The organism is Sphingomonas sp. SP4, from assembly GCF_058313375.1.
Genome location: NZ_JBZFLE010000001.1, coordinates 427,107 through 442,563 on the forward strand (window position 1 = coordinate 427,107; position 15,457 = coordinate 442,563).

General features: G+C 60.7%; 15 protein-coding genes. 10 read left to right on the forward strand and 5 right to left on the reverse strand.

The features are described 5' to 3' along the window. The first annotated feature begins 18 nt into the window (after positions 1–18). Positions 19–1,428, forward strand: coding sequence for a mannose-1-phosphate guanylyltransferase/mannose-6-phosphate isomerase (locus AC4GYV_RS02135; RefSeq protein ID WP_491099019.1), 1,410 nt, complete (start codon positions 19–21; stop codon positions 1,426–1,428). Between the two features lie 92 nt (positions 1,429–1,520). On the opposite strand, the gene AC4GYV_RS02140 is transcribed toward AC4GYV_RS02135, so the two are convergent. Next, the gene (locus AC4GYV_RS02140) at positions 1,521–2,261 is read right to left on the reverse strand and encodes a PEPxxWA-CTERM sorting domain-containing protein (protein ID WP_491099020.1); all 741 of its coding nucleotides are present in this window, start codon (positions 2,259–2,261) and stop codon (positions 1,521–1,523) included. A 248-nt stretch (positions 2,262–2,509) separates the two neighbouring features. Next, positions 2,510–3,169, reverse strand: a complete 660-nt coding sequence (locus AC4GYV_RS02145) for a PEPxxWA-CTERM sorting domain-containing protein (RefSeq protein WP_491099021.1) — start codon at positions 3,167–3,169, stop codon at positions 2,510–2,512. Positions 3,170–3,450: 281 nt separating this feature from the next. Here AC4GYV_RS02145 and AC4GYV_RS02150 point away from each other — a divergent pair, with 281 nt between their 5' ends. Beyond that, positions 3,451–4,470: a glycosyltransferase family 2 protein gene (locus AC4GYV_RS02150; RefSeq protein ID WP_491099022.1), complete on the forward strand. Its 1,020-nt coding sequence runs from the start codon at positions 3,451–3,453 to the stop codon at positions 4,468–4,470. Between the two features lie 14 nt (positions 4,471–4,484). Here AC4GYV_RS02150 and AC4GYV_RS02155 read toward each other — a convergent pair whose 3' ends face one another. Continuing rightward, a complete protein-coding gene (locus AC4GYV_RS02155) occupies positions 4,485–6,104 on the reverse strand; it encodes a hypothetical protein (RefSeq protein ID WP_491099023.1) in 1,620 nt (539 codons plus the stop codon). A gap of 191 nt (positions 6,105–6,295) precedes the next feature. Between AC4GYV_RS02155 and AC4GYV_RS02160 the strand changes: the two genes are divergently transcribed. Further along, positions 6,296–6,493 carry a hypothetical protein gene (locus AC4GYV_RS02160; RefSeq protein ID WP_491099024.1) on the forward strand — a complete coding sequence of 66 codons (198 nt, stop codon included), beginning with the start codon at positions 6,296–6,298 and terminating at the stop codon, positions 6,491–6,493. A 100-nt stretch (positions 6,494–6,593) separates the two neighbouring features. After that, positions 6,594–7,892: a class I SAM-dependent methyltransferase gene (locus AC4GYV_RS02165; RefSeq protein ID WP_491099025.1), complete on the forward strand. Its 1,299-nt coding sequence runs from the start codon at positions 6,594–6,596 to the stop codon at positions 7,890–7,892. Positions 7,893–7,945: 53 nt separating this feature from the next. On the opposite strand, the gene argR is transcribed toward AC4GYV_RS02165, so the two are convergent. After that, the gene (gene argR / locus AC4GYV_RS02170; RefSeq protein ID WP_491099026.1) at positions 7,946–8,401 is read right to left on the reverse strand and encodes an arginine repressor; all 456 of its coding nucleotides are present in this window, start codon (positions 8,399–8,401) and stop codon (positions 7,946–7,948) included. A gap of 59 nt (positions 8,402–8,460) precedes the next feature. On the opposite strand from argR, the gene argC reads away from it, so the two are divergent. The 5 genes from argC to AC4GYV_RS02195 are packed head-to-tail and all read left to right on the forward strand — an operon-like array spanning position 8,461 to position 13,610. Continuing rightward, positions 8,461–9,468: an N-acetyl-gamma-glutamyl-phosphate reductase gene (gene argC, locus AC4GYV_RS02175; protein ID WP_491099027.1), complete on the forward strand. Its 1,008-nt coding sequence runs from the start codon at positions 8,461–8,463 to the stop codon at positions 9,466–9,468. Beyond that, complete coding sequence (argJ, locus tag AC4GYV_RS02180) at positions 9,465–10,625, forward strand: bifunctional glutamate N-acetyltransferase/amino-acid acetyltransferase ArgJ (protein WP_491099028.1); 1,161 nt, start codon at positions 9,465–9,467, stop codon at positions 10,623–10,625. Before argC ends, argJ begins: the two co-directional genes overlap by 4 nt. After that, entirely contained in the window at positions 10,622–11,500 is an 879-nt protein-coding gene (gene argB / locus AC4GYV_RS02185; protein ID WP_491099029.1) for an acetylglutamate kinase, read from the forward strand. The genes argJ and argB overlap by 4 nt, the downstream gene beginning before the upstream one ends. Continuing rightward, positions 11,497–12,381 (forward strand): ornithine carbamoyltransferase, encoded by an 885-nt coding sequence (gene argF / locus AC4GYV_RS02190; RefSeq protein WP_491099030.1) that lies wholly within the window; start codon positions 11,497–11,499, stop codon positions 12,379–12,381. Before argB ends, argF begins: the two co-directional genes overlap by 4 nt. A gap of 2 nt (positions 12,382–12,383) precedes the next feature. Further along, positions 12,384–13,610: an argininosuccinate synthase gene (locus AC4GYV_RS02195; protein WP_491099031.1), complete on the forward strand. Its 1,227-nt coding sequence runs from the start codon at positions 12,384–12,386 to the stop codon at positions 13,608–13,610. Here AC4GYV_RS02195 and argH read toward each other — a convergent pair. Continuing rightward, positions 13,599–14,996 carry an argininosuccinate lyase gene (gene argH / locus AC4GYV_RS02200; RefSeq protein ID WP_491100365.1) on the reverse strand — a complete coding sequence of 466 codons (1,398 nt, stop codon included), beginning with the start codon at positions 14,994–14,996 and terminating at the stop codon, positions 13,599–13,601. The two genes, AC4GYV_RS02195 and argH, sit on opposite strands and share 12 nt — an antisense overlap. 221 nt (positions 14,997–15,217) lie before the next feature. Between argH and AC4GYV_RS02205 the strand changes: the two genes are divergently transcribed. Continuing rightward, positions 15,218–15,451: a hypothetical protein gene (locus tag AC4GYV_RS02205; protein WP_491099032.1), complete on the forward strand. Its 234-nt coding sequence runs from the start codon at positions 15,218–15,220 to the stop codon at positions 15,449–15,451. Positions 15,452–15,457: the final 6 nt, after the last annotated feature.

Genomic DNA, 15,457 nt, shown 5'->3' on the forward strand with positions numbered 1-15,457 from the left:
TGTACGGTCCGCGTTGAAATGATCCGGCCGGTAATCCTCTCAGGCGGCGGCGGCACACGTCTGTGGCCGCTATCGCGAAGCGGTAATCCGAAGCAGTTCCACAAGCTGGTTGGCGACCAGTCGCTTCTGCAGGCAACCGCTCAGCGATGTCAGGGAGCGCAATTCCTTCCGCCGCTGATTTCCACGGGTGAGGAGCAGCGCTTCTTCGTAATCGACCAGCTTGAGAGTGCAGGCGTCGAACCGGCGGCAGTGCTGCTTGAGCCGCTGCCCCGCAACACCGCGCCCGCGATAGCCGCTGCTGCCTACTGGTCACTTGCGCGTGGCGAGGACGATCCATTGCTGGTTATGCCTTCAGATCATCTGATCGAGGACAAGCTAGGGTTCGCCGCGGTTATTGAGGCTGCGCTTCCTTCGGCGCTCGACGGGAAGTTGCTGACCTTCGGGATCCAACCGACGCGAGCTCACACTGGCTACGGCTATATTCAGGCCGCCGCGTCTGCCGACGTCGTCCGCAAGGTCGAGCGCTTCGTCGAGAAACCTAATGCTGAGCGTGCGGCCGAGTTTGTTGCCGACGGAACTTACTTTTGGAACAGCGGCATTTTCCTGTTCAGGCCGAGCGCATTCGTTCGTGAGCTTGAGCGTTATGCGCCGCAGATCGCGTCCGAAGTCGAGAAAGCGATGGCCGACTCGACCAATGACCGGCAGTTCGTGCGACCCGATGCGGATGCCTTCGCAGGCGCCGACAACATCTCAATCGACTATGCCGTGATGGAGCATTCCAGCGATGTACTTGTGGTTCCGGTCAATTTCGGCTGGTCCGATGTTGGAAGCTGGGACGCCGTTCTCGAGCTCCTTCAACCAGACGAACAGGGGAATGTCCTGAAAGGCGACGTCCTTGCTCTGGATGTCAGCAACTCGTTGATCCGCAGCGACGCCGATGTCACCGTGGCCGCGATCGGGCTGGACGGCATTCTGTGCATCGTCACGCAGGACGCGGCTTTCATCGCTCCAGTCGATCGTGCCGAAGAGGTCAAAAAGGTCGTCGAGGAGCTGCGCGCGCGCCATCATCCGCGTGCCGACGAGCCGGCGCAGGTCCATCGGCCCTGGGGTACGTATCAGACCATGGATCGCGGCGAGCGCTTTCAGACGAAGCGGATCATCGTGAAGCCCGGCGCCAAGCTATCGCTGCAGAAGCACCACCATCGTTCCGAGCATTGGATCGTGGTGAATGGCACCGCCGAGGTCACCGTGGGCGAAGAGGTCAAGCTGCTTCAGGAGAATGAGTCGCTCTATATCCCGGCCGGGACGGCCCACCGGTTGGCCAATCCAGGGAAGGTGCCATTGCACCTGATCGAAGTGCAGTGCGGGCCGTATCTAGGCGAAGACGATATCGTCCGCTTGGACGACGAATACGGCCGAGCGAGCTAGCTCGCCTCGCATCCTTGCAAGAGTGATTGCCTAAAAGAAAAATGCCGCCGCTGATAAGCGACGGCATTTCCCTGTCTTGAAGAAGTAATGTCTTAGGCGAGCTGCGCGAGCACGACGTTCTTGCGGCGTGCACGGCGGATCGCAAAGCCGGTGGCGCCGAAGCCCGCCAGCATCATCGCCCAGGTGCCTGGCTCAGGAAGGGCGGGAGGCGGGGGGTCGGTCACCAAAATGGCGCCGCTGTTGGCGGTCGCGCCTGCCGTATTGAAGAAGCCAACGATATAAGTTCCCTGAGCTACGGCCTCTCCGAGTTGCATCAGGAAGTCATCGTTCGTGGCACCGCCGACCCCGCTCGTGCCGAGCAAGGTCTGAGTCCCTAGGTTGGCCTGGAAGACGTAGAAGCCGGTAGCAGACGGCTGGTAGGTCTGCGCGCCCGGTAAGAATGCACCGATCGGGTTAGTCGGGCTGGCAGAGATGCCGAGGTAGGCATCCAGCTGGCCAGAAGTCCACGCCGTCGGGCTAAACAGATTAGCCGTGAAGGTGTTGGCCCCCAACAGAGCGCCGGAGATCGTGTAGTTCGCCGGCAACGAAACGTTGTTCGGAACAAGAATGTCGATGACCAAGTTGCCGGTTGCGCTCTGCCCGCTGGTCGCGAAGCTGAAAACCGGGGGATTCACGTCGGTAGGCGTGTTCGTCCCATTGTCGACGCACATATCCCCGATGGCGCAGAAACCATGCAGCGTCGGCGTGGGCGGCGGTGGCGGCGGTTTCGCCGCGAATGCGGCCGTCGAAAGTGCGGCGGATGCAGCTGCCGCGAGCAAAGCTAACTTACGCATAAGTACCTCCTCAAATTCGCGGCGGATCCCCCGGGCTTCGTACGAAGCCGTTTCCTTGTCGCCCCTGATGCCCACGAAACCGATTCGCTGGCATTAAATGTTCGTTAACCTGCGGCGTTTGTTCTGAAAAGTGCCTAATTTCGTTAATGTCCCAGTTTGGCACGATTTTAGGGGCGATTGGAGCCAGCCAAAAAGAAAATGCCGCCGCGTGAGCGACGGCATTTCCTGCCTTGTCTCCTGAGAATTGATCAGGCGAGCTGCGTAAGAACTTTTCGCCGCGAGCGCCGCATTGCGATGCCTGCCGCGCTAAAGCCGAACAACATCATCGCCCACGTCCCCGGCTCCGGAACAGGATTACCGTTTGCATCCGTAATCCTGAGTCGAAGCTGGCGCATGACTTCGAAGCCATTGTCCGAATCGAATGAGGCGGAAACCAACGGGCCGTATAGCCTGGAGTCGATTCCGAACCTGTTCACCCCATTGAGGTTGTCGATGGGAAATGAAATGCTGCTTCCGCCCACCGTTGTGATGATGAGGTTTGAAATAGACGCGGCCGGGTGGGCACCATTGTCGTCTGGATCATTCAGGTTAAGATCGGCCAGATCGAAGGCATAACCAGGCGCCATGGTGAATGTGAAGTTGTTGATCAGCACATCATTGTCGGCGCCAGGGGATACCAAGTAAGCTTGGCCAACGCCCTGTGAGTCAAGGTCGTCCGTCGTGCTCGAGAAGAGGACGAGGATGGAATGATCATTGTTCATGTGTCCTTGGCTGCCGCCGCTCTCGATGATCACGTTATCCGTCAGCCCCGAGAACCCGCAGGGATTCCCACCACAATCGAGGTAGATCGGCTGTGCGTTAGCAATTCCGGTGAATGCAGTAGCGGCGAACACACTGGCCGCGAGCAATCCTAGCTTGCGCATAGTGCCTCCTTTCGCGGCGCACAGGCGCGGCCCCTAGCCGTGGATCTGTCGCCCCACCCGCCGGCCGCGAGTCGCCGGCGTTAAAATGCTGTTAACAGGAATGGCACTGATTCTGAAGCAAAATCGTTAATTTCCGTATCGAATTGGGACGTTTTCGCTCGTCAATGTGGATGGTTATTAACGCGGCCGCTCTCGGGCAGCGCAAAGGGAGAAGGTGACGTTCGTCCACTGGCAAATGACCAGTAAGGACTATATCGAACTGCGAGATGCCCGCGCTTTCAATTGTTGTCCCCTGCTTCAATGAGGAAGCATGCCTGCGCGCTCTATACGAGCGACTGATCGGTGCTGCGCGAAAGGCCGTAGGCTCCGATTATGAGATCGTGCTGGTCAACGACGGTTCGCGTGACCGCAGTTGGCCGATGATGCGCGAACTGGCAGCGGAGGATCCGCACGTCGTTGCGGTCAACCTCTCTCGCAACCATGGCCACCAACTTGCGCTGACCGCCGGCCTCGATCTCTGCCGCGGCGATAAGATTCTGATCATCGACGCCGACCTTCAGGATCCGCCCGAGCTTCTCGCGGATATGGTGAACCTAATGCGTTCGGAAGAGGCCGACGTGGTTTACGGCGTTCGCAAGAGCAGGAGCGGGGAAACGGCATTCAAGCGTGCAACGGCGCACGGCTTTTACCGACTGCTTTCGCGCGCCACCGACGTCGATATCCCGCTCGACGCAGGCGACTTCCGGTTGATGAGCCGGAGGGCGCTCGATGCTTTGCTAGCCATGCCCGAGCAGTCTCGATTCATCCGTGGAATGGTCGCTTGGATCGGGTTCAAGCAGGTGCCTTTCGCTTACGACCGGGACGAGCGCTTCGCCGGCGAAACCAAATATCCGCTGAAGAAGATGGTACGCTTCGCCCTGGACGCACTGACTGGTTTTTCGTCGGCGCCGCTTAAGCTGGCGAGCCTTGCCGGCCTCGCACTCTCGATCGGCTCGCTGCTCTTGATCCTCTATATCGCCTACGCCTGGCTCGCGGGCCGCAACGTCGCCGGTTGGACCTCCTTGATGCTGGTCGTGGTGGTTCTAGGCGCTGTGCAGATGTTCGTGCTCGCGCTGATGGGCGAATATATCGGCCGCCTCTACAACGAGGTTAAGCACCGCCCACTTTATATCGTGCAAGAGCTGGTAGGGACGGCCGCCGATCACTCTCGCCTGGGTTACCTCGCCGAGGCTTCTTCGGCCGTGAAGCCGGCAGAGCCGACGCGACGGAGGCAAGTGAGCCGTTAAGCAGCGGCTCCGCATCACCACTTTTTCGGCATATGCACGAGACGCCTCGGCACGTTCTTATCGTCGAGCAAGATCACTTCAGGACTAGGCTCCGGATTGGATCCCGTCTGACGGAAGTCGCTCATCGCCAGTTCGCGCAGCAGATCCGAAGCGGCGAAATGACGTGAATCGTAGCTCCCGTGACTGCCCGGGGATCGAGCAGCAAACAATGTTGAGAACCCGGCAACGAGCGTGTCGTCGCCGAACTTGCCCATGGTTTTGGCCGACGGCTCAACATCGGAAATCCGAGACCCATGGTCTCCGTGGACAATGATGATCGCGTCACGACCCGCTTGCGAGCGATCGACGGTATCCAGAACCTGCCCGACGGCGACCATGGTGCAGGAAACTTGGCGCGCGTAAGCGTCCTGCCGCTCAACCAGGGGCTGCCCAGGGCCTCCTTGCCGCCACTCCGAGACTTTTGAAACGGAACAATCGGGGCGAAGGACGTACGGATTATGCGGCAGCAAGATGTGTGCGAAATATACCTGGCCCGGCTGCATGTGATCGAGATCCCTGCGAAGCATTCGGAGTGCAGCGAGGCCGTTCAGGGGAGTGGGATTGAGATCCATCAGCATGCTCGGCACCGGCACTGGGATCCCTAGACCGTCCAACCGAAGGAACACTTGTAGGAGGGCATCGAGTGCCTTGCTCGGCACCATCTTTCGCAGGATCAATCTGGTCTTGTCGGAGGCGGATAATGCTGAATCGGCGATCGGCGCGAGGTTCTGTGAATGATAGATCGTGCATCGCGCCACGAGGTCGGAGCAGTAGTCGATGTATTCCGACTCGATCACGTTGACCCGATACCCAGTCTTGTTCAGGAGCTTGAAGTAAGCGTTTTGCTTGGCGTCGTTGGTGCTCGATAATGTCGTAGTACCGAGGTTCAGAATGTAAGGAATTGAGCGGACTGTTTTGAAATCTCGGCTGTACGCTCCGCCGAACACTTTGAAGTGTCGCTTAAGGTAGAAAGCCGCAAGTTCTTGTCCGGTGTGTCGATTGATTGCGTCCGTTTCCGGCATACCTTCCACGCCGATATGCTCGTCCAAAATGATATGCAGGATAGGCGGTCTGACGATGCGGCTGGGACGCTCTGCACCGTGCCGCACGAATTGCGCTTCGGTTTCCTGCCCCACGCCGAAACTGGCCGTCAGCAGGGTCAGCAATGCCATCAGTGCTATGGGTAGTAGGATCTGTGCGTCGAAGACTAGGAACAAGGGTGCCCCACCAGCAGCCAATGCCATCGCGTAGCTGAATTTGCTGATTAGCCCGACAGCATAAGCAATCAGAGCGGCAATCATGACCGCTTGCAGCAATCGGCGCGGCCAGTTCGGCAAACCTGACGCGAGCTGGAAAATTCCACCGAAAAGCGCGGCGACGACAATCCCGGCAAGAGCAGCGTAGAGAACCTCTGGACGAAGGATCGGATACTGCTGAAATCGAAGCAGGTTATTTAGAAGCGCCACATATACGCAGAAGGAGGCTAATGCCGCAGCAGCACCGACGGGAATACCGCGACCTTCTTCATCAATCGATGCAGCCACTACTCCTCCGATCGACTCGCACGAACGGCTCAGACTTTGCAACGCCAACACACCAAATGTTTTGCGATTACCCCCCGCTCATCTGCGCCGTGCGAAAACTAGAGTTGGACTAGTGCTTCAGCCTGCCATCTAACTGCTTCTGCGGCCAGTGGCATCGACAGTGCGGCGTAAGGCATTGCTATACAACCGGTTAACCATGTATGTGACGAAATTGTTGCATTCCAGAGTCGGTGGGGTGACACATGAAGCACGCAGTTGCACCTTATGTTGCTCTTGGCGCTGTCTATATGTCCTTGAGCAGTCCGGCCTTCGCGTATCTTGACGGCGCGACCGGCAGCATGATCTTGCAAGCGCTCATAGGCGGGACTGCCACGGTGATGGTGGTTGGCCGCAACTACATTGCCAAGGTCAAGCAGCTGTTCCACCACAAACCGAAATAGCTTCGCTTCGCGGATGAATGACGCGGTCGCCGACGGCGGCTCGTTTCGCGACCCGGGTGGTCGCATCTACTCTTTTGACGGTAGAATTTTGAGGGCTGTGATGCCTTCGAGCGAAGCCGGCTACAAGGCTGCACGCGATGCCGGCTTGTATTCGCGGCTGGCGGAGCGTGGATTGCTGCTATCGTCTGAGGAAGTAGAACCGGCCTCGCTGCCAGCTATATCGCCTAAGCCAGCTTATGTGCTTGAGCATCCTCGCCTAGCCTTCATCAGCCACCCGTACGAGTGGGGCTTCTCACTGCATCGGCAGGCGGCCCTTCATCATCTCGATCTTCATCTGGAAGTTCTCGAGGAGGGCTTCACGCTCTCGGACGCGACTGCCTATAACATACAGTTTGAAGGCACTCGGCCGATCTTCATCGATCATCTTTCCCTGATCCCATATCGCGACGGGGATATCTGGCTCGGGCATCGTCAATTCTGCATGCAATTCCTGAACCCGCTCATATTCTGGGCGGTCCTTGGCGTTCAGCCGAACCATTGGTTCCGTGGCAGCTTGGAAGGGATTGCGCCGGAGGACCTGTCGCCACTGCTGTCTTGGCGGGATAACCTGTCCTGGACGATCCTGACGCACGTCACGAGCCATGCCGCGCTGCAAACTCGCGCGCTCCGCAGGGGCACTACCGCCGGCAAGCCGAGCGAACGTAAGCTCTCGAAAACAGCGCTCGTTGGGATGCTCCAGGGCCTGCGCAACTACATCGACAAACTAAGGCTTCCGACCAAGTCGACCGTGTGGGGCAATTACGCTGAGAACACGAGCTACGCGAACGCCGAGCAGGCGGCTAAGCATCAATTTGTTCGAGCAATGGTCGAAGCTACGAAGCCTGGCGTAATGTTCGACCTCGGGTGCAATTCCGGCGACTATTCGCGCACCGCACTCGAAGCGGGTGCTCGACGAGTAGTCGGCTTCGATTTTGATCCCGGCGCACTGGAACACGCTTACCAGCGATTTGCCGGCTCCAATTCCTTCCTGCCATTGTGGCTCGACGCGGCAAACCCAAGCCCGTCTCAAGGCTGGGCCCAGGCCGAGCGAAAGGGTTTCTCAGAACGGTCGTCCGCAGATGCCTTAGTTGCACTCGCCTTCATCCATCACATCGCTATTGGGCGGAACGTTCCACTTGATATGGCGGTGGACTGGATCATGTCGCTGGCCCCCACTGGTGTGATCGAGTTCCCATCAAAATCCGATCCAATGGTCCAGATCTTGCTCTCACAACGCGAAGATATCTTCCTCGATTATTGCGAGGAGGCATTTCTCAGCAGCGTGGAGAGGCGCGGAAACATAATTGCCCGGGAACATCTTTCCGAGGGCGGCAGACTGCTGGTCTGGTACGAGCGGTGAGCATCGTTGTGGTGGATGCTAGCGCCCGATCAGTGGGGAGCGCTTCGCCACTTCTAACCAATCGCCGACTGAAACCTCGCCGCAACCGCATCCGCATCCGCATCCGATCGCGTAGCAACGAAGATGGTGTCATCGCCGCAGATCGTTCCGACGATTTCCGGCAATTCCGATTGATCCAAGGCCACACCGACGAGGTGCGCTGACCCTGGCGGGGTCTTGAGCACGACGAGGTTAGCCGCCGGTTCGACCGACCGCACCCAATCGCTCAGTATCGCTGCCAATCGCGGGGAAGGGGCCTCGCGCACTTGCTCTGGCAGCGCATAACCAAGCTGTCCGTCACGCCGCACTTTCACCGCGCCAAGCTGCTCGAGGTCGCGCGAGATCGTTGCCTGGGTCACCGCATATCCCATCGATCCGAGTCTCTCCGCGAGCTCCTCCTGACTGGCGAGCGCCTGGGAGCGGATCAGGTCCGCGATCGTTCGCTGCCTTCTTTCTTTCAATTCTGTCATGCGCATTATTATGCATTCACTTGCATAAATATGCAAATGCGTCGATAGGCGCGCTCCTCATGATTCGGACGGCCATCTTGGGAGCCTCAGGCTATGTCGGCGGCGAGCTGCTGCGGCTCATTGCTGCGCATCCGCAGTTCGCGCCCGCAAAGCTGTTCGGCGAGAGCAAGGCAGGACAGAAGCTCGGCGCCGTCCACCCGCACCTTGCCGTCGCTTACCCCAACGCGATCGTCGAAAAATTCGATGAGTCGGCCCTTGATGACGTCGACCTTGTCTTCGCGGCGCTTCCGCACGGGCATAGCCAAAGGCTGGCGGCTACGATTCTCGACCGCGGCATTCCTTTTGTCGATCTCGGAGCGGACTTCCGGCTGAACGACGCGGAGACCTACACACAATGGTACGGTCACGCGCACGAAGCGCCCGCACTGCTCGACACCTTCGTCTATGGCATCCCTGAACTGAACCGCGACGCTATCTGCAATGCCAAGGCCGTCGCAGCGGCAGGCTGCTACGCGACCGCAGCCATCCTCGCTCTCAAGCCGCTGGTCGATGCTGGTCTGGTCGAAGCTGACAGCCTGATTGTCGACGCGGCATCCGGCGTTAGCGGCGCCGGCCGCGAGGCCAAGGAGGCCACCGGCTTCAGTACGGTGGACGGAAGTTTCTCCGCCTACGGATTGCTATCGCACCGTCACACGGCGGAAATGGAAATGGCGTTGGGAGTGACGGTGCTGTTCACGCCCCATCTCGTGCCCATGACGCGAGGCATCCTCGCTACCTGCTACGGAACCGCGACGAGCTCGAGCGATCCGCTCGCGGCCCTTCACGCGGCTTATGATGCAGAGCCATTCGTCCATGTCACCGCGGACCCGCCCGCGACCAAGTGGGTCAGCGGCTCGAACGGCGTTCAGCTTACGGCCCGTTACGACGAACGGACCAGCCGCGTGCTGGCGCTCTCCGCCATCGACAATCTCGGAAAGGGCGCGGCCGGCCAGATGATTCAATGCGCCAATCTCATGCTCGGCCTCGATGAGACGGCCGGGCTTACGTCAATCGGAGTGTTTCCATGAGTGTTACCGCCGCAGAAGGCTTCGTCGCGTCCGGGTGCCACGCGGGCATTAAGCGGCGTCGTTTCGACATGGCGCTGGTGGCGACCGAGGACCGGCAGCCGGTCCCGTGCGCTGCCGTCTTCACGCAGAACAAGTTCGCAGCGCCGCCGGTCGAGCTCGACCGCGAACTCCTGCGCAAGAATGGCGGCCGCGCGTCGGCGGTGGTCGTCAATTCCGGCAACGCCAACGCGGGTACCGGCAAGGACGGCCTGCGGGATGCTCGGGCGATGGGGACGGTGGCGGCTCATACGCTTGGCGTCGATGTCGCCGACGTGCTGGTCTGCTCGACCGGCATCATCGGCACGCCGCTTCCTATGGAGCCGATCCTCAATGCTACGCCGAAGCTCGCGAGGAAGCTGTCCGTGGAAGGCGGCGACGACGCGGCTCGTGGCATCCTCACCACCGATCACACGCCCAAGCAGGTGGTGATCAAGGGCTCGACCTTCACGCTCGGCGGCATGGCCAAGGGCTGCGGCATGATCGCGCCGAACATGGCGACGATGCTCGCCTTCCTGACGACCGATGCGGATGTGCCTCGCGAGCTTATGCAAAAGGTTCTCCGCGAAGCATCGAACGCGACCTTCAATACGCTCAACGTCGACGGCGCGACGTCGACCAACGACACCGCAATGCTGTTCGCATCCGGCAAGCGCGGTCCAGCCGATCCGGACGAGTTCGCGAACGTCGTGCTCGCCGCTTGCGAAGAGCTGACGATGAAGATGGCGCGCGACGCCGAGGGCATGACGCGCATCGCGCGGCTGACGGTCACAGGCGCTTCCAACGACAATGAAGCGAAGATCGCTGCGAAGAACATCGTCGAGAACAATCTCGTGAAGTGCAGCTGGTACGGCGGCGATCCCTATTGGGGGCGTCTCATGGCCGCTGCCGGCTCGGCCGGCGTCGAGCTCGATGTCGGCAACTCGCGCGTTGCATACGGCGGGATCGTCGTCGCCAAGGGCGGCGCAGGTGTCGAGCACGATGGGATCGCGCTCGCCCAGCACATGATGGGTGACGAGGTCGAGATCGAGGTCCATCTCGGCGCCGGCAAGGCATCGGCCAAGATGATCGGCATCGACCTCGGGCCCGGCTACATCAAAGAGAACAGCAAGACGTCATGAAGATCGTTCTTCTGCCGTCGGAGATTGCGACGGTCCTCGTCGAGGCACTTCCCTACATCCGTCAGTTCGCGGGCAAGTCGGTGGTCGTTAAGCTCGGCGGCGCGGCAATCGACCGCGAGTCCGACCTTGCGCTTGCGCAGGACGTGCTGCTGCTTCGAAGCGTCGGCGTGAGATGCGTCCTCGTTCACGGTGGCGGTCCGCAGGTCGATGCGATGCTGCGGCGCGTCGGCAAGGAGCCGGAGTTCAAGGACGGGCTTCGCGTGACGGACGCCGAGACGCTCGAGATCGTCCGCATGGTGCTCGTCGGAAAGATCAACCGCGACCTTGTTGCCACAATCAACAGCCAGGCCGGTGATGAGCCGGTCGCGGTCGGCGTTTCCGGCGAGGATGCCGGTTTGCTGACGGTGACTCCCGCTGATCCCTCGCTAGGGTTCGTCGGAAACGTCACCGACGTCCGAGCTGAGCTCATTCATCGCTTGCTTGACGATGGCCTCACGCCGGTCATCTCGACCGTCGGCGCGAATGCAGAGGGTCAGCCCTATAACGTCAACGCCGACGAGGCAGCGCGCGCGATCGCCGTCGCGATGAATGCGGAGAAGATCGTCTATCTCACCGCAGCGCCTGGCCTGCTCGCAGACGTCAATGACGAGCGCAGCCTTATCCCGCGGCTGACATCCGCGGAACTCCGCGAGCGGCTGAAATCGGACACCGTTGGCAAGGGGATGATCCCGAAGCTGAAGGCCTGCGCCGATGCGGTCGATCAAGGCGTCAACTTCGCCCACATCATCGACGGCCGCGTGAAGCATTCGCTGCTAATCGAGCTTCTGACCGACCATGGCGTGGGCACGATGATCAAGCGGGAGAAGAGCTGGTGAAGCATCTTCTCTCCATCACGGACCTGTCGCCTGACGAGCTAAAGCGGATTCTCGAGCTTTCGAACGAGGGCTCGCAGGCCGGCGTCATCGCCACGTTCAACGGTGTTGCGCTCTATTTCGAAAAGCCGAGCGCCCGCACGCGCAACTCGATGGAGGTCGCGGCAGCACAGCTCGGCCTGCACCCGGTCTATCTGCAAGCAAACGAGCTCGGCATCGGTACTCGCGAGAGCGTCGAGGATGTGACACGCACGCTCGCCTGCTATCACCGCATCATCGCCGCGCGCGTGTTCGATCATGCGTTGCTCCAGCAGATGGCTGCAGTGAACGTCGCGCCGGTGCTGAATATGCTCTCGAGCACCGATCACCCGCTGCAGGCGCTGGCCGATCTGAAGACGATCGAGCAGGTGTGTGGCCGCATCGAAGGCGTGAAGATCGCCTTCGTCGGCGACGGCAACAACAATGTCGCGCGCTCCCTTGCACAAGGCTGCGTGATGCTCGGCGCCGAGCTGACCATTGCGGCGCCATCGGGTTACGGCCTTGAAGATGCGCCCGATGGCGTCATCCAAACCGAAGATCCGGTTGAAGCGGTGACTGGCGCGGACATCGTCTGCACCGACGTCTGGGTCTCAATGGGGCAGGACGCCGAGGCTCTGGCCCGTCGGGCTGTGCTTGAACCCTATCAAGTCAACGAGGCGCTCATGGCCAAGGCGCCAGACGCTTCGTTCATGCACTGCTTGCCGGCGCGGCGCGGCGAAGAAGTGACTGCAGGCGTCATCGACGGTCCGCGCTCGGCGGTCTGGCGCCAGGCTGAAAACCGGATGCATACGGCGCGCGGCGCGATGCTCTGGCTGCTCAACATCCCAACCATAGAAGAAAACTGATCATGGCGAAAAAGATGAAGGTTGTGCTCGCTTACTCCGGCGGGCTCGACACCTCGATCATCCTCAAGTGGCTGCAGACCGAATACGACGCGGAGGTCGTGACCTTCACCGCCGATCTCGGCCAGGGCGAGGAAGTCGAGCCGGCGCGGCGCAAGGCGGAGATGCTGGGCGTGAAGCCGGAGAACATCTTCATCGACGACCTGCGCGAAGAGTTCGTGCGCGATTTCGTCTTCCCGATGTTCCGCGCGAACACGCAGTACGAGGGCGACTATCTGCTCGGCACGTCGATCGCCCGGCCGCTGATCGCCAAACGCCAGATCGAGATAGCGCGCATGGTTGGTGCCGACGCGGTTTGTCACGGCGCGACTGGCAAGGGCAACGACCAGGTGCGCTTCGAGCTGGGCTATTATGCGCTTGAGCCCGACATCAAGGTGATTGCTCCATGGCGCGAATGGGAGTTCCAGAGTCGGGAGGCGCTGCTAGACTTCGCCGAGAAGCATCAGATTCCGATCGCGAAAGACAAGCGCGGCGATGCTCCGTTCTCCGTCGATGCGAACCTTCTGCATTCGTCGTCGGAAGGAAAGGTGCTCGAAGACCCGGCCACCGATGCGCCCGAATATGTTCACCAGCGCACCATCTCGCCCGAAGACGCTCCGGATCAGCCGACGACCGTCACCATCGATTTCGAGAAGGGTGATCCCGTCGCGGTCAATGGCAAGAAACTGTCACCCGCGGAGGTCCTGACCAAGCTCAATCAGCTCGGTCACGACAACGGTATCGGCCGTCTCGACCTCGTCGAAAATCGGTTCGTCGGCATGAAGTCGCGCGGTGTGTACGAAACGCCTGGAGGCACGATCCTGCTCGCAGCGCATCGTGGCATAGAGAGCATCACGCTCGATGGCGGCGCGATGCACCTCAAGGACGAGCTGATGCCGCGCTATGCGAGCCTGATTTACAATGGCTTCTGGTTCGCGCCGGAGCGGGAGATGCTGCAGGCGGCGATCGACAAGAGCCAAGAGCACGTGAGCGGCCGCGTCACGATGAAGCTCTACAAGGGTAACGCCACGGTCATCGGCCGCGAGAGCGCGCAGTCGCTTTACGACCAGGAACTTGTCACGTTCGAGGAAGGCAGCGGCAGCTACGACCACCGCGATGCAGCGGGTTTCATCCGCCTCAACGCGCTGCGGCTCCGCACCATTGCTCAGCGCGATCGACGGCTAAAGGCTTAGCGCTTCCTTTGCCGCCGCGATCTGCTCGCGCACGCGGGCAGGGGCCGTGCCGCCGTAGCTGGTGCGGCTGCGAACGGACGCATCGACGGTCAGCACGTCGTAGACACGCTGGTCGATCCGGTCGTCGATAGCCTGCAGCGCATCCAGGGGGAGTTCCGCCAGGTCGCAATTGCGATCTTCGGCTGTCTTCACGGCACGGCCGGTGATGTGATGTGCCTCGCGGAAAGGCACGTCGGCCTCGCGCACCAGCCAGTCCGCAAGATCGGTGGCAGTCGAAAATCCTTCTGCCGCGGCGGCGCGCATCCGCTCGGGCACGAACTCCACCGTTTCCACCATGCCTGCAAGCGCCTGCAACGACAGCATCAGCAGGTCGTAGGCCTCGAATACGGGCTCCTTGTCGTCCTGCATGTCCTTTGAATAAGCGAGGGGCAGGCCCTTCATCGTCACCATCAGCGAGGTCATGGCGCCCAGGATCCGCCCGCTGTGGCCGCGGACCAGCTCGGCCGCGTCCGGGTTACGCTTCTGCGGCATGATCGATGAACCGGTAGAGAAATCGTCCGACAGCTTCACAAAGCCGAACGCGCTCGTCGCCCAGATGATCAGCTCTTCGGCGAGACGCGACAAATGCAGGCTGCACTGGGCCGCAGCGGTCAGATAATCGAGGGCGAAGTCACGGTCGGAAACGCTGTCGAGGCTATTCGCGGTGGCGCGCTCGAAGCCGAGCTTGTCGGCGGTTGCATGGCGATCCACTGGAAAGCCGGTGCCGGCCAACGCTGCACTTCCCAGCGGGCTTTCATTCATGCGCGCTCGCGCGTCGGCAAGGCGCGACACATCCCGCCGCAGCATCTCGTAATAAGCCATCAGATGATGGCCGAGCGTCACCGGCTGCGCGGCCTGGAGGTGCGTGAACCCCGGCATCACTGTTTCGGCATGCTCGTCAGCGCGTTCGACGAGCACTCTCTGCAGCCCACGGATCGCGTCCACCGCCTCATCGCACGCGTTGCGCACCCAAAGCCGGAAGTCTGTCGCTACCTGGTCGTTGCGCGACCTCGCGGTGTGCAGCCGACCGGCAGCTGCGCCGATCAGCTCACCGAGTCGATGCTCCACGGTCATGTGAATATCTTCGAGCTCTGCCCGCTCCGGCACGCCATCGCGCTTATACTCTGCTGCAATCTGGTTCAGCCCCTCGAGGATCGCCGCCGCGTCTTCCTCGCTCACGATGCCGGTATCGCGCAGCATTGCTGCATGTGCTTTCGACGCTGCGATATCTTCACGCCACAGCTTCTTGTCGAAGCGGATCGACGCGTTGATCCGGGTCATCAGCTCGGCCGGCTTGGCCTCGAACCGACCTCCCCAGGTGCGTTGTGCAGGTGGCTTCTCGCTCATGACGAGGCGAGTGACATGCGCTCTCGCGGTGGTCAATTCGACGCAGCGATGGCGCTCCATGCCGAAGTTCGGCACGATGATCGCCTTAGAGAGTTGTGAAGACGTTTCCGCCATCCTCGCTGAAGGCGGACAGAGAGTGTGTTGAGTCTATGTGTGACTTTGTTGCGAACGATCTAGTCGAATGCGTCGATAACAGGCCGATACGGAGCGAGAGCACGACGATGCCCGACCTCGACAGGCTGTACACCATCGAATCCGTGCGACCGGTTGGTGACGGATTCAGCGTCCGCCTGAAGGAGCTGGATCCGACCTGCTATCAGGGCGGGACCTGTGTTTGCGGCGCCTGCGGGTGGGACGCGGGCAGGTTTCGCAAGATCTATCGTCCCACCACTGAAAAGCTCTTGGTCTTCACATCGCTGCTGGCCAAGAATGACGAATTGCAGCCAGTCGGCTGATCTCGC

Bases quoted from the DNA above. Each gene is read 5' to 3' on its own strand.
- AC4GYV_RS02140 (WP_491099020.1), bottom strand. From the start codon at position 2,261: ATGCGTAAGTTAGCTTTGCTCGCGGCAGCTGCATCCGCCGCACTTTCG.
- AC4GYV_RS02205 (WP_491099032.1), top strand. From the start codon at position 15,218: ATGCCCGACCTCGACAGGCTGTACACCATCGAATCCGTGCGACCGGTT.
- argR (WP_491099026.1), bottom strand. From the start codon at position 8,401: ATGACAGAATTGAAAGAAAGAAGGCAGCGAACGATCGCGGACCTGATC.
- AC4GYV_RS02150 (WP_491099022.1), top strand. From the start codon at position 3,451: ATGCCCGCGCTTTCAATTGTTGTCCCCTGCTTCAATGAGGAAGCATGC.
- AC4GYV_RS02195 (WP_491099031.1), top strand. From the start codon at position 12,384: ATGGCGAAAAAGATGAAGGTTGTGCTCGCTTACTCCGGCGGGCTCGAC.
- argJ (WP_491099028.1), top strand. From the start codon at position 9,465: ATGAGTGTTACCGCCGCAGAAGGCTTCGTCGCGTCCGGGTGCCACGCG.
- argB (WP_491099029.1), top strand. From the start codon at position 10,622: ATGAAGATCGTTCTTCTGCCGTCGGAGATTGCGACGGTCCTCGTCGAG.
- argC (WP_491099027.1), top strand. From the start codon at position 8,461: ATGATTCGGACGGCCATCTTGGGAGCCTCAGGCTATGTCGGCGGCGAG.
- argH (WP_491100365.1), bottom strand. From the start codon at position 14,996: ATGAGCGAGAAGCCACCTGCACAACGCACCTGGGGAGGTCGGTTCGAG.
- AC4GYV_RS02135 (WP_491099019.1), top strand. From the start codon at position 19: ATGATCCGGCCGGTAATCCTCTCAGGCGGCGGCGGCACACGTCTGTGG.
- AC4GYV_RS02160 (WP_491099024.1), top strand. From the start codon at position 6,296: ATGAAGCACGCAGTTGCACCTTATGTTGCTCTTGGCGCTGTCTATATG.
- AC4GYV_RS02165 (WP_491099025.1), top strand. From the start codon at position 6,594: ATGCCTTCGAGCGAAGCCGGCTACAAGGCTGCACGCGATGCCGGCTTG.